The organism is Amycolatopsis sp. NPDC049159 (genome assembly GCF_040648295.1).
GTDB lineage: Bacteria > Actinomycetota > Actinomycetes > Mycobacteriales > Pseudonocardiaceae > Amycolatopsis > Amycolatopsis pretoriensis_A.
On record NZ_JBEZDL010000025.1, the window covers coordinates 1 to 12,600 of the forward strand.

Annotated in this window: 12 protein-coding genes; 8 read left to right on the plus strand and 4 right to left on the minus strand. The window is 72.0% G+C overall.

The window, feature by feature from the left end; genetic code table 11:
* Positions 1-146: class II fructose-bisphosphate aldolase (locus tag AB0B33_RS37695; protein WP_360781293.1), on the minus strand; the 146-nt coding region annotated here is incomplete at its 3' end.
* 204 nt (positions 147-350) lie between these two features.
* Here AB0B33_RS37695 and eno point away from each other — a divergent pair.
* Positions 351-1,634: a phosphopyruvate hydratase gene (gene eno, locus AB0B33_RS37700; RefSeq protein ID WP_360781048.1), complete on the plus strand. Its 1,284-nt coding sequence runs from the start codon at positions 351-353 to the stop codon at positions 1,632-1,634.
* A gap of 33 nt (positions 1,635-1,667) precedes the next feature.
* Here the strand turns inward: eno and AB0B33_RS37705 are convergent, their stop codons facing one another.
* Positions 1,668-2,276 (minus strand): MerR family transcriptional regulator, encoded by a 609-nt coding sequence (locus tag AB0B33_RS37705; RefSeq protein ID WP_247024776.1) that lies wholly within the window; start codon positions 2,274-2,276, stop codon positions 1,668-1,670.
* A gap of 190 nt (positions 2,277-2,466) precedes the next feature.
* Between AB0B33_RS37705 and AB0B33_RS37710 the strand changes: the two genes are divergently transcribed.
* The 5 genes from AB0B33_RS37710 (at position 2,467) to AB0B33_RS37730 (ending at position 7,234) form a co-directional block, all read left to right on the plus strand.
* On the plus strand, positions 2,467-3,198 hold the full coding sequence (locus AB0B33_RS37710) for an alpha/beta hydrolase (RefSeq protein ID WP_247024774.1): 732 nt from the start codon (positions 2,467-2,469) through the stop codon (positions 3,196-3,198).
* Positions 3,195-3,737: a TetR/AcrR family transcriptional regulator gene (locus AB0B33_RS37715; protein WP_247024773.1), complete on the plus strand. Its 543-nt coding sequence runs from the start codon at positions 3,195-3,197 to the stop codon at positions 3,735-3,737. The genes AB0B33_RS37710 and AB0B33_RS37715 overlap by 4 nt, the downstream gene beginning before the upstream one ends.
* 85 nt (positions 3,738-3,822) lie before the next feature.
* Complete coding sequence (locus tag AB0B33_RS37720; protein ID WP_360781053.1) at positions 3,823-4,959, plus strand: LLM class flavin-dependent oxidoreductase; 1,137 nt, start codon at positions 3,823-3,825, stop codon at positions 4,957-4,959.
* Positions 4,956-6,239: an NtaA/DmoA family FMN-dependent monooxygenase gene (locus AB0B33_RS37725; RefSeq protein WP_360781056.1), complete on the plus strand. Its 1,284-nt coding sequence runs from the start codon at positions 4,956-4,958 to the stop codon at positions 6,237-6,239. Before AB0B33_RS37720 ends, AB0B33_RS37725 begins: the two co-directional genes overlap by 4 nt.
* Positions 6,240-6,340: 101 nt before the next feature.
* Positions 6,341-7,234 carry an ABC transporter substrate-binding protein gene (locus AB0B33_RS37730; protein WP_360781295.1) on the plus strand — a complete coding sequence of 298 codons (894 nt, stop codon included), beginning with the start codon at positions 6,341-6,343 and terminating at the stop codon, positions 7,232-7,234.
* Between the two features lie 388 nt (positions 7,235-7,622).
* On the opposite strand, the gene AB0B33_RS37735 is transcribed toward AB0B33_RS37730, so the two are convergent.
* Positions 7,623-8,441, minus strand: coding sequence for an alpha/beta hydrolase (locus AB0B33_RS37735; RefSeq protein WP_360781059.1), 819 nt, complete (start codon positions 8,439-8,441; stop codon positions 7,623-7,625).
* 100 nt (positions 8,442-8,541) lie between these two features.
* Between AB0B33_RS37735 and AB0B33_RS37740 the strand changes: the two genes are divergently transcribed.
* Both AB0B33_RS37740 and AB0B33_RS37745 read left to right on the plus strand, forming a co-directional pair.
* A complete protein-coding gene (locus AB0B33_RS37740; RefSeq protein ID WP_247024765.1) occupies positions 8,542-8,922 on the plus strand; it encodes a helix-turn-helix domain-containing protein in 381 nt (126 codons plus the stop codon).
* Positions 8,923-8,938: 16 nt separating this feature from the next.
* Positions 8,939-11,956 carry a P-loop NTPase fold protein gene (locus AB0B33_RS37745; protein WP_360781062.1) on the plus strand — a complete coding sequence of 1,006 codons (3,018 nt, stop codon included), beginning with the start codon at positions 8,939-8,941 and terminating at the stop codon, positions 11,954-11,956.
* On the opposite strand, the gene AB0B33_RS37750 is transcribed toward AB0B33_RS37745, so the two are convergent.
* Complete coding sequence (locus tag AB0B33_RS37750) at positions 11,953-12,549, minus strand: TetR/AcrR family transcriptional regulator (RefSeq protein ID WP_247024761.1); 597 nt, start codon at positions 12,547-12,549, stop codon at positions 11,953-11,955. The two genes, AB0B33_RS37745 and AB0B33_RS37750, sit on opposite strands and share 4 nt — an antisense overlap.
* Between the last annotated feature and the right edge of the window lie 51 nt (positions 12,550-12,600).

Below are 12,600 nucleotides of genomic sequence, written 5' to 3' on the forward strand. Positions count from 1 at the left end.
ATGCCGTCGCTCTCCGCCTCGGCGAACCCGCGGATGGCGGCGTTCACGGTCTCGGACGAGGTCACGTTGATGGCGGGGTAGGCGAACTCGTTCGCCTTCGCCCGGTCCAGCATCTCGCGGTAGACCTCGGGGGTCGCGATGGGCATGCGGGCTCCACTTCGGACTCGGATGGGGTTCGGCCGGAACGCTAGCGGCGCGATGCTGGGGTTTTCCCCAGTGGCGCCCCGGTAGAACGGTGGTACCGGTCCGGCCGGTGGCAGGTGACGACGTCGTCCCGCCCGTGCCGTGTTCGTCCCGCCGGCCTTCCCCTGAACCCGAGGTGCGACCCCGTCGTGCCGCTGAGGAGAAAAATGACTGCCATCGTCCAAGTCACCGGCCGGGAGATCCTGGACAGCCGCGGCAACCCGACGGTCGAGGTCGACGTCGAGCTGGCCGACGGGTCGTTCGGGCGCGCGGCGGTGCCGTCGGGTGCGTCGACGGGCACGCGCGAGGCCGTCGAGCTGCGGGACGGTGATCCGAGCCGGTTCCTCGGCAAGGGGGTCCGCAAGGCCGTCGACGCGGTGAACGGCGAGATCGCCGCCGCGGTCGTGGGTCTCGACTCGCGGTCGCAGGTCGAGGTGGACCGGGTGCTGTGCGAGCTGGACGGCACGCCGAACAAGGCGCGGCTGGGCGCGAACGCGATCCTCGGGGTGTCGCTGGCGGTGGCGAAGGCGGCCGCGCAGGCGCACGTGCTGCCGCTGTACCGGCACCTGGGCGGGGAGGGCACCTACCGGCTGCCGACGCCGATGATGAACATCGTCAACGGCGGCGCGCACGCCGACAACGGGATCGACTTCCAGGAGTTCATGATCGCGCCGGTCGGCGCGTCGAGCTTCGCCGAAGCGGTCCGGGTCGGCGCCGAGGTCTTCCACACGCTGCGCGGGATCCTGCGCGACGCGGGGCACAGCACGAACGTCGGCGACGAGGGCGGGTTCGCGCCGCAGCTCGACACCGCCGAGCAGGCGCTGGACTACGTCGTGCGTGCGATCGAGCGGGCCGGGTACGTGCCCGGCGACGACGTGGCGCTGATGCTGGACCTGGCCGCGTCGGAGTTCCACGAGGACGGGATCTACCACTACCGCGGCGAAGGCGTGAAGCGCTCGGCGTCCGAGCACGCCGGCTACCTGCGCGACCTGGTCGCCCGGTACCCGATCGCGTCCATCGAGGACGCCATGGCGGAGGACGACGTCGCCGGCTGGCAGCTGGTGACCCGCGCGCTGGGCGAGGAGATCCAGCTCGTCGGCGACGACGTCTTCTGCACCAACGTGGCGCTGCTGTCGGAGGGGATCGAGCAGGGCGTGGCCAACGCGATCCTGGTCAAGGTCAACCAGATCGGCACGCTGACCGAGACGCTCGACGCGGTCGAGGTGGCTTCGCGCGCCGGCTACGGCGTCGTGCTTTCGCACCGCTCAGGGGAGACCGAGGACACGACGATCGCCGACCTTTCGGTCGCCGTGGACTGCGGTCAGATCAAGACGGGGTCGCTGTCGCGGGCCGACCGCACGGCGAAGTACAACCAGCTGCTGCGGATCGAGGAGGACCTGGGCGCGGCGGCGGAGTACGCGGGCCGCGCCCCGCTGAACCGGAAGCGCTGAGCGAGCCGGCGCCGGGGCCCGCGGGTCCCGGCGTCAGGCTTCGGCCGGTGCCGCGCCCAATGCGTCGACGAGCGCGAAGTGCCGCAGCCCGGCGAACAGCCGCTCACCGAGCAGGGTCGCGATGAGCGCGGTCTCTGCCGGGCGCCGCGCCGGCCCGACGTCGTCGATCAGGGCCGCGTCGACGGCGGCGACCTCGCGGGCGAGCGCGAGGTAGTCGGCGAGCCTGCCGGAGACGGCGTCGTGCCCGAGACCGTGGCAGACGGCCAGCACGGTGACCAGGTTCGCCACGGCGGGATCGGTGTCGTCCGCGGGCTCGCCGAGCAGCTCGCCGACCCGCCCGAGCGCCCACGCCCGCGCCGGCGCGGAAACCGGCCGCACGGTGACCCGCCCGTCCTGCGCGACCCCGAGCACGACCCGCGCCGCACGGCCGGCGTCGAGCGCGCCGAGCACGTCGGCCACCTCGGCCAGCGACAGCCCGCCGATCTCGCGCAGCGCGCAGACCAGCCGCAGCCGCTTGACGTGCTCGGGGGAGTACTGCGCCTGGTTCGGCCCGACCCGGCGGCCGGCGGGCAGCAGGCCCTCGCGCAGGTAGTACTTGACGGTCGCGACCGGAACACCCGTCTCCGCGCTGAGTTCAGCCATCCGCATTGCGCCCGGTTCCCCCTTCTCCGCCCGCTCGCGCGGGGAGTCCAGTGAACCGCCCGCGGCCGCGCCGGGCCCAGCACCGGGCGCGAAGTCTGGTGGGATGCCCAGATTTCGGGCCCGCTCGACTAAGTGGGACAATGTCCCGTATGTTAAACGGGACAACGTCCCACTTGAAGGGTGACCGTTCATGACGACGACGTACGTGCTGGTCCACGGCGCTTGGCACACCGGCCAGGCCTGGGCGCGAGTCGTACCCCGGCTGGCCGCGAGCGGCAGCCGGGTCTTCACCCCGACGCTGACCGGCTACGGCGAGACCACCCACCTGCTCGGCCCGGACGTCGGGCTCGGCACGCACACCGCCGACGTCGTGCGGCTGCTGGTCGAGGCCGACCTGCACGACGTCGTCCTGGTCGGGCACAGCTACGCGGGCCTGGTGATCTCCGCGGTCGCCAACCAGGTGCCCGAGCGCATCGCGCGGCTGGTCTACCTCGACGCGATGGTGCCCACCGACGGCGAGAACGCGCTCGACGTCATGCCGGTCACGCGCACCATGCTCGGGAACGGCTGGCGCGTCCCGCCGCTGCCCGAGCTGCCCGCGCCCTTCGGGCTGTTCGGCGTGACCGATCCCGGGGACGTGGCCTGGGTGCGGACCATGCTGTCCGACCAGTCGCTGCGCTGCCTCGAAGAGCCGGTGGCGATGGACAACCCGGCCCTCGCCGCGATCCCGCGCACCCACATCCACTGCACCGTCAAGCCCGCGGGGTTCGACCGGCGCCCGGTGCCCGCCGTGCAGCCGAACGGCGAGCCCGCCGACGTGCGGGAGCTGGCCACCGGCCACGACTGCATGATCACCGAGCCGGCGGGGCTCGCCGCGCTGCTGCTGGACGTCGGGGAGCGGGCCGGTAGCCTGCGGACGTGAAGCGTGCCGACGCGCGGCGCAACGCCGAGAACGTCCTGGAGGCCGCGGCCGCGGTGTTCGTGACCACCGGCGTCGAGGCGCCCATCCGGGAGATCGCCGCACGGGCCGGGGTGGGCACGGCGACCATCTACCGCCACTACCCGACCCGCGCGGACCTGATCCTCGCGGTCTACCGGCTGCAGGTCGAGTCGCTGGCCGAAGCCGGCCCGGCGCTGCTCGCGGCCGGAGGAGGCCCGCACCGGGCGCTGGTGGCGTGGATCGACCGGTTCGTCGACTTCGTGATCACCAAGCAGGGGCTCGCGTCGGTGCTGCAGTCCGACGACCCGTGCTACGACCCGCTGCACGCCTACTTCCTCGAGCGCCTCGGCCCGGTGTGCACGCAGCTGCTGGAGGCGGCCGCGGAAGCCGGCGAGATCGCCCCCGGCCAGGACCCGTACGAGCTGATGCGCGGCGTCGGCAGCCTGTGCGCCGGCGCGGGCGCCGCCTACGACCCGCGTCACCTCGTGCGGCTCCTGGTCAACGGGCTCCGGCGCGCCTGAGCCGTCCGAGGGGTGGAACGCCCGCCGCCGGCCGGAGCGGTTTCTGCACGATGACCGCGTACCCCCGGCGCGAGCGAGGAACGCGATGAGATTCCAGGTCCTGGACATCCTGCCCCACCTGACGAACCCGGTGACCGGCCGCCGGATCCGCACCGACGAGCGCTTCGCGCAGGCGCTCACGTCGGCGCGCTACGCCGAGGAGTTCGGGTTCGACGCCGTCGCGCTCGGCGAGCGCCACGCCGGGCACTTCCTGAGCAGCGGCGTCACCGTGCTGCTGGGCGCGATCGCGGCGACGACGAGCCGCGTCCGGATCCAGACCGGCGTCTCCGTGCTGTCGGTGCACGACCCGCTGCGGGTCGCCGAGGACTACGCCACCGTCGACCAGCTGTCCCGCGGGCGGCTGGAACTGGTGATCGGCAAGGGCAACGAGCTGCGCCAGCTGCCGATGTTCGGCATCGGGAACGGCGACCAGTGGGACGCGCTCGCGGAGAAGTACGCGCTGCTGCGGCGGCTCTGGCGCGAGGAGGACGTCACCTGGACGGGCCGCTTCCGCGGTCCGCTCGACGCGGTCACCAGCCTGCCGCGCCCGTTCGCCGGCGCGCCGCGGGTCTGGCACGGTTCGGCCACGACGTCGACCTCGGCCGAGCTGGCGGCGCGGTGGGGCGACCCGCTCTTCTCGGCCAACGCGATCCAGCCGCGGGACAACTACACCGTGCTGATCGAGCACTACCGGAAGCACTACGCCGAGCACGGCCACGACCCGCGTTTCGCCTACGTCGGGGCAGGGGCGGGGTTCCTGTACCTGGCCGACACCACGCAGGAGGCGCGGGAGGCGTTCGGCCCGACCTACGAGCGGATCGTCGAGTACTTCAACCAGCCCGGGAACCACACGCCGGGCAACGCGATGGAGTTCCCGACGATCGACGACGCGATCGCGCGCGGCCCGGTCCTGGTCGGCAGCCCGCGGCAGATCACCGAGAAGATCCTGTGGTGGCACGAGGCCTACGGGCACGACCTGCAGTCCTTCAGCCTGCCGACGATGATCCCGCACGAGCAGCAGCTCGCGATGCTCGAACGCTTCGCCGCCGAGGTCGTGCCCGCCGTCCGCGCCGCGGCTTCGACGACACTGTGGACGGAGCACGATCCCTACGGCGGCCGCCCGGCCGTCCACGGGCGCACCGCCGCCGACGCGGCACGGACCGTCGAAGGAGCCTCGCTGTGAAGTCCCTGCACTTCAACGCTTTCATCTGGCCGAACGGCTACCACGAGTCCGCGTGGCGGGTGGTGGACGACGACGTCCGCGGCGTGCTCGGGCTGCCGTACTACGCCGGCATCGCGCGGACCGCCGAGCGCGGCCTGATGGACTCGATCTTCCTCGCCGACAACATCGCCATCGCCGAATACCGCGCCACCCACCTGCCGCAGACGCAGTTCGACCCGATCGCCGTGCTCTCCGCGCTGGCCGCGGTCACCGAGAAGATCGGCCTGATCGGCACCGGGTCGACGACCTACAACAAGCCGTGGGAGCTCGCGCGGAGGTTCGCGACGCTGGACCACCTCAGCGGTGGGCGCGCGGGCTGGAACATCGTCACCACCATCACTTCGCTGGCGGCGGCGAACTTCGGCGAGAAGGCCCACCCCGACCACGCCGACCGGTACGAGCGCGCGCACGAGTTCGTCGACGTCGTCACCCGGGTGTGGGACAGCTGGGACGCCGACGCGATCGTCGGCGACCGCGAGAACGGCGTCTGGGCGGACCGCGCGAAGCTGCACGCGCCGCGGTTCCACGGCCGGTTCTACGACGTCGAGGGCGTCCTGCCGTTCCCGCGGCCGCCGCAGGGGTGGCCGGTGCTCGTCCAGGCGGGACAGTCGGCCGCCGGGATCGGGCTCGCGGCCCGGTACGCGGAGCTGGTGTTCTCCGGGCCGCCGTCGCTGGAGGCGGCGGTGAAGTTCCGCGCGGAGCTGGACGCCCAGGTCGTCGCGGCGGGCCGGGACCCTGCCGGCGTGCGCGTGCTGCCCGCGCTGATGGTGACGCTGGGCGGCACCGAGGCCGAGGCGAAGGCCCGCGCGGAGCGGCTCGAAGAGCTGGCCAGCCCGGAGTTCCGCTGGCAGAACGCGTTGTACACGGCGGGCCTCGACCCGGACGCGTTCGACCCGGACGCCCCGCTGCCCGCCGAGCTGCGGGCGGAAGGCGGCTCGTCCCGGCTGCAGCAGCTCGCGGCGGCCGCGCGGGAGCGGCCGGAGGCCCCGCTGCGCGAGATCGCGGCCCGGATCACCGGGGGAGCGGGGCAGGTCCACTTCGTCGGCACGCCGGAGCAGCTCGCCGACCACGTGCTCACCTGGCAGGACGCCGGCGCCGTCGACGGGTTCACCATCATGGGATCGACGCTGCCGTACGAGCTGACCGCGTTCGTCGACCACGTCGTGCCGATCCTGCAGGCCAAGGGCCGGTACCGGACCGAGTACGAGGGCTCGACGCTGCGTGAGCACCTGGCCGGGTGACTCCCAGCATGTGGTTTCTGTCGGTGGTGCTGGTTAGGGTCGGAGACCGTCCGATCTTGACGACAGGAGTGTGGGACGTGGGCTGGACCCGGAACATCCGAGTGGCCGCGCTGGTGGCGGTGGCCGCTCTGGGCCTGACAGCGTGCGGCGGCGGGGACGACAAGCCCGCCGCGGCGGGCAAGGGCGGGGCGCCGATCGTCGTCGCGTCCTTCAACTTCACCGACAGCCAGATCCTGGCCGAGATCTACGCGCAGGCGCTGGAGGCCAAGGGCTACCCGGTGACGAAGAAGCTGAACCTGGGCTCGCGGGAGCTGATCTACCCGTCCCTGAAGTCGGGCGAGCTGCAGTTCATCCCGGAGTACCAGGGTTCCGCGATCGCGGCCGGCTTCGGCAAGGAGCCGGTGAAGGACGCGAAGGGCGAGCACGAGCAGCTGGCGAAGCTGCTCGAGCCCAGCGGCGTCTCGCTGCTGGACTACGCCGCGGCCGAAGACAAGAACACCTACATCGTGAAGGCGGACCTGGCCCAGTCCAAGGGCCTGGCGACCATCGGTGACCTGAAGAAGCTGGACAAGGTCGTCCTGGCCGGAGGTCCGGAGTGCGAGAAGCGCGCGACGTGCTTCAAGGGCTTCACGGACGTGTACAAGCTGACGAACGCGACGTTCCAGACGGTCCAGGAGCTCGGGCCGCGCGCGCAGCAGCTCGATTCCGGCGCGGTGACGGTGATCCCGGTCGACTCGGTGAGCCCCCTGGCCGGTGACCCGAAGTACGTGGCGCTGAAGGACGACCTGAACATCGTGCCGACCGAGAACGTGGTCCCGGCGGTGACCAAGAAGGTACTGGACGAGCGAGGAGCCGACTTCGCGGCGGCGGTGAACGCGGTGAGCGCGAAGCTGACGACGGAGGGGATGCGGGAGCTGAACAAGCGAGTGGATTCGGAGGGCGAGAAGGCAGCGGACGTGGCGAAGGACTGGCTGGGACAGCAGGGCTTGGGCTGACGCTTCGAGGACCCGGGCGCCCGCCCGGGTCCTCCCTCACCAGCAGCTGCTCGGCCGGCGGTCGGCCACAGCTCGGCTGCTCGGGGCGTGGATCGTGCACTTCTTCTGCGCGCTCGGCATGGTCGTCGTCTGCCTGTGGCTGCTGGGACCCCTCGCACACTGGGACCTGCTCGGGAAGCCTCGCCCGCGGGGTTGTCCCACGCCGGCGTCGCGGCGGCCGACGCCCAGCTGCGAATCTCGCCGCCGGAGGGCCGTCAGCGCCTGCGGCGCACCGGTTCCGCGGCACTTGTGGAACCGGCAGGGGCCAGTCAGGCGTGGTACATCCGCGCCGGTTGTTCGAGTCGGCCTCGGGCGTAGCGCTCGTTCGGCGTTGGCCGGTCAGCTCCGGTCAGCCGGCGAGCAGCAACGGCACCAGGGCGTCGGGCCGGTCCAGCGGGATGATGTGGCCGCAGTCCTCGAGCAGGTGCTCCGTGAGGTCGTCGGCCACCGGGCGCAGCTGGCGTGCGAGCGCAGCACCCACCGGGTGCGCGCCGATCGCCGTGGTGGGCACCGTGAGGCGGCCGGCCGCGGTGGCCTCCGCGATCTGCCGCGCGCTCTCCGGCATCGCCCGGTAGTGGCCGAAAGCGCTCCGCAGCGCCTCACTCCCGGTGTAGGCCGCGGTGAAGTGGTCGCGGACCGCGGGCGGCACCCCACGCCCGTGCGTCCCCGCGGCGAGGAACCAGTCGATGTACTCGGCCTCGTGCCCGGCGAGCACCGTCTCCCCGAGTCCGGGGACGGCGTGGAACCCGAACCACCACGGCGGCCCGCCGGCCAGAAAGTCCTCGGCGCCGGGCAGCCGCCCGAGCAGCGACTCCATCAGCACGAGCCGCCGCACCCGCTCCGGCCGTCGCATCGCGAGCAGGAACGCGGGTGGCGCACCCGCGTCGATGCCCGCGACCGTCGCCTCGGGTTCGCCCAGCGCGTCGAGGAGCGCCTCGGCGTCGTCGGCGAGGGTTCCGGCGTCGTAGCCGCCGTCGGTGCGGGTGGTCGCACCGAGGCCGCGCAGGTCCGGCGCGATGACGCGGTGGTGCCGGGCCAGGTGCGGGACGACCTCCGTCCACAACCGCCAGGTGTGCGGGAAGCCGTGCAGCAGCAGAAAAGCCGGTCCCTGCCCGGCGACGGCCACGTTCACCTCGATGCCGTTCGCCCTGACCCGCTGCTCGCGCACGTGACCTCCTCAAAGGGGTTACCATTGGTTACCGGCTGAGCGTAAGTAACCAGCCCGGCCGAGCCAAGAAGGCACTTCCCCGACAGGTGGTGAGCTCCAGGTGACCCCCTCACCCCGAGGCACGCGCGGCGACCTCTTCGACCCCGCCTGCCCGACCCGCAAGCTCCTCGACCGCATCGGCACGAAGTGGACGTCGATGGCGGTCAAGGTCCTGGCCGAAGCCGCCCCGGCCGAGGTGCGGTTCGCGGAGCTGCAACGCCGCATGCCGGGCGTCTCGCAGAAGATGCTCTCGACCACCCTGCAAAGCCTCACCCACGACGGCCTGGTCGCCCGCCGGGTGGAGCCGACGGTCCCGCCCAAGGTGCACTACCGCCTCACCGAGCTGGGCCTCTCCCTGGAGGTCCCGCTGGCCGCGTTGCGCACGTGGGCGGAGGAGAACATGCCGGCGATCGACCGGGCGCTGAAACAATCGACCGGCTGAGGGCGACTCACCGGTGGTGAACGACACCCCGCCCACCGTCAGGCGAATCATCGAGGAGGAGGGCCGCACGCCGGGCCCCCGGATCGCCGAGTTCGCCTCGATGGTCTCGGCCGCGCAGCGGTACCGCCGCGAGCAGGGCGCGAGCGACACCACCGGCGTCACCAGGTCCACCGCGCTCCTGGCGCTCATGATGATGGACGAGGACATCAGGCGCGCGTTGCTCAAAAGCGGCGTGGAACCCGATCGGCTCGGCTCGATCCTCTCGCTCGAGCGAGTCACGTTCAGCTCGGCCGGCGAAGAAGGAGCGGTGCACGAGTGGTTCGCCCGCGCCCTCGCCGCCCACCTGCGGTCGCTGCCCCGCGACCAGCAGGTCGTCGACCTGGCCGACATCGCCGTCGCGATCATGCGGTCGGCCCGTGACGACCGAGGCGGCGCGTTGCCGGAACGGCTGAGGCAGATGGGCGCCGACGTCGATGCGGCTTTGACCGGCCTTTCGCGGCTCACCGGGCCGCGCGCCCGCCGTCCGGTACCGTTGTCGCACAGCATGCAGGCGGTGGCCGACAGCCTTCCCGCGACCGGGCTGACCACCGTGGAGATCGTCCGGGCGATCGGACGGCGGCACCCGGAATACGCCGCCGGCCGGCTGGGGTCGGTCGTCACCCGGAGTCCGCGCCGGCAGCGCGACTGGGCCGAGTGGTACGAGCTGGTCACGCGCTGGTTCGACGCCGACGTCGTCGCGAAGACCCGCCACGAGGTGCTCGACGGGCGGCTGTTCCTGCTCGGCCTCGGTCTCGAAGCCCCCAACCTCTTGGACTCGCTCAAGAGCGAAGGCGCCTGGAGCGCGCTGCTCACGGAGATCGACGAGGCCGTCGCCCCGCCCGGCTCACCCCTCTGGCCCGTCCTGAACGGCATCCGCTTCGCCCACGGCTACCGCAACGACGGCACCGGCGGCGCCGACCAGCTGGACGTCCAGGGGTACGTCAACGCCGTCTGCGAAGTCATCACCGATCCCGACGTCACCCCGCCCCTCTCCATCGGCCTCTTCGGCAAGTGGGGCACCGGCAAAAGCTTCTTCATGGAGAAGATGCGTGAACGGATCGCCGGACGCATCCCCGGTGAAGACGGCTTTTCCATCACCCAGATCCGCTTCAACGCCTGGCACTACGCGGACACCAGCCTCTGGGCGAGCCTCGCGATCGAGATCTTCGAGCGCCTGGCCGACCCCGAACCGGTCGATCCCCGCGAGCGGGAGGAGTGGCACCGCAGTCACGGCGACGCGTACCGAGCCGAACGTGAGGCGCTGCTGTCCGAGCTCGAGACCTACCGCGACGCCAAGTCCACATTGGACGCCGAGTGCACGCAACTGGAGGGCGAGCGGAAGCAGCTCGAGGACCGGCGGACCGAAGCCACGGAGAAGCGCAAGGCGGAGATCCAGAAGGTCCGGCTCACCGAAGTCGCCAAAGAACTCGCGAAAAACACCGAAGTACAAGGCAAACTGAAGGACATTTCGAAAGAGCTCGGCTTCGAACCCGCCGTCGACGAACTCACCGGGCTCGGCAAGGACCTCCGCACCACCGCCGGCTACCTGCCGGCCCTCTGGCGTGGCATCGAGTACAAATCCCTGTTCGGGACGCTCGCCGCGGGGATCGCCGTGCTGGCCGTGCTCACCATCGCGCTCGCCGGGCGTGGGGGAGTGGAGTGGCTCTACTCCCTGGGCGCTACCGCCGCCTCGATCGTCGTGGTCACCCAGCAGCTCCGGCCGGCCGCGAAGCGGGTCAACACCGCGCTCGGGCACGTCCAGGACGCGATCCGGATCACCAACGAGGCACGGGAAACCCTGCGGAGCAAGCGAAGCCGTGAGGAGCGCGTCCTCGACCTCGAACTCGCCGACGCCGAACGCGCGATCGCCGAGACCACGCAGGCGATCACGGCGCTCGACGAGAAGATCGCGACGGCGCGTGCCGCCGCCGAGGCGCTCAGCGTCGGGCGGAAGCTGTACGAGTTCCTCAACGATCGCGCCTCCGGGTACCAGAAGCACCAGGGCGTCGTCGGCACGCTGCACCGCGACTTCCGGTTCCTCGACGCCCTGCTGCGCAACCACGGCCGGAGCGTCGAGGCCGGCGTCAAACCCGTCTCCCGGGTCGTGCTCTACATCGACGACCTCGACCGCTGCCCGCCGGCCAAGGTCCTCGAAGTGCTGGAAGCCGTGCACCTGCTGCTCGCGCTGGAGCTGTTCGTGGTCGTCGTCGGTGTGGACCCGCGCTGGCTGAGCAGCAGCCTGTGGCACCAGTACCGCGACCTCGCCGTCGGCGGCGATCCCCGCACCGACGCCTACCTGCGCGGCATGCCGGTCGAGTACCTGGAGAAGATCTTCCAGATCCCCTTCACCCTGCCGGAAATGGAACCCGAGGCCTACGCGCGGCTGATCGGGAGTGTCGCGGACGTCGCGCTGGCGCCCACGTCCGTGCCGGCGGACACGACGGCCACGGTCCGCCCCGACGACTCGGCCACCGGTGAAGAGCGCACGCCGGCCCGGGCCGAGCTGGACGTCGAGCCCGGCTCCGCGGCCGCCGCCGAGCCGGGGGAGCGGATCGGGCTCACCGGGCCCGAGGTGGAATTCGCCCAGCGACTGGGCGCGCTGGTCACCAGCCCGCGCGCGGCGAAGCGGCTGATGAACACCTACCGCCTGATCCGGGCCACCCGGCACGTCGGGTCGCGGTCGCGCTTCCTCGGCGGCGATGGGCGGCCGGGAGAGTTCCAGGCCGTGCTCACCCTGCTCGCGGCGGTCGCCGGGCGCCCGACACTGGCGAACCCGCTGCTCCTCGCCCTCCAGGACGCCGACGGCGACAGCTGGGCCGGCTTCCTCGCGCAGCTGGTGAACGACACCGAGCCCGGCGGGTCGCCGCATGACTTCGCGGAATGGGGGCGCCTGCACCGCGGCCTCGAAGCGGGCCGCCGACCGGGCACGCTCGACGACCTCGCCACCTACCAGCGCTGGGGCCCGGTCGTCGCCCGGTTCGGGTTCACCCTCTAGCGCCGCTCCAGCAACGGCAGGAACAGGTCGTCGACGATCGCCCGGATGCGGGCGGGCGACGGCGTCTTCAGTTCCATCAGCAGGTCGTGTCGCACCAGGTCGAACGGCATCTCGAGCAGCGTGACGGACACGCGCTCCAGGTCGAGCTCGCCGCGGTCGTGGGCGCGCCGGTACAGGGCCCGCTCGCCCGGGCGTGCCGCCTCGCCCAGCACCCGCGTGCGGACCTGCGCCGGGGTCAGGCCGGTGCCGGCCAGCAGGCCCGAGTACGCGGTGGCCGCGGCGATGGCGAAGAACGTGGCGCGGGTTTCGCTCACCGCCGCCAGCTCGGCGAGCAGGTCGCCGCGCAGGGTGCCGGTGTCGGGGATCGCCACCCGGTGGGTGGCCCGGTAGTGCTCGAGCGCGGCCATGACGACCTCGTCCTTGTGGGCCCAGCGGCGGTAGAGCACGGCCTCGCTGGTGCGCGCGCGGACGGCGATCGACTCCATCGTCAGGCGCGCGTACCCGGTCTCGATCAGCTCGTCCCAGGCCGCCGCGAGGAGCTCGGCTTCGAGCTGCTTGCCGTGCCGGCGACGGCGGACGGGTTCGGTGGCCATGCGCTCACGATAGGGCTACGCTGACAAGAAAGGAAAAACTTTCTTGGGGGT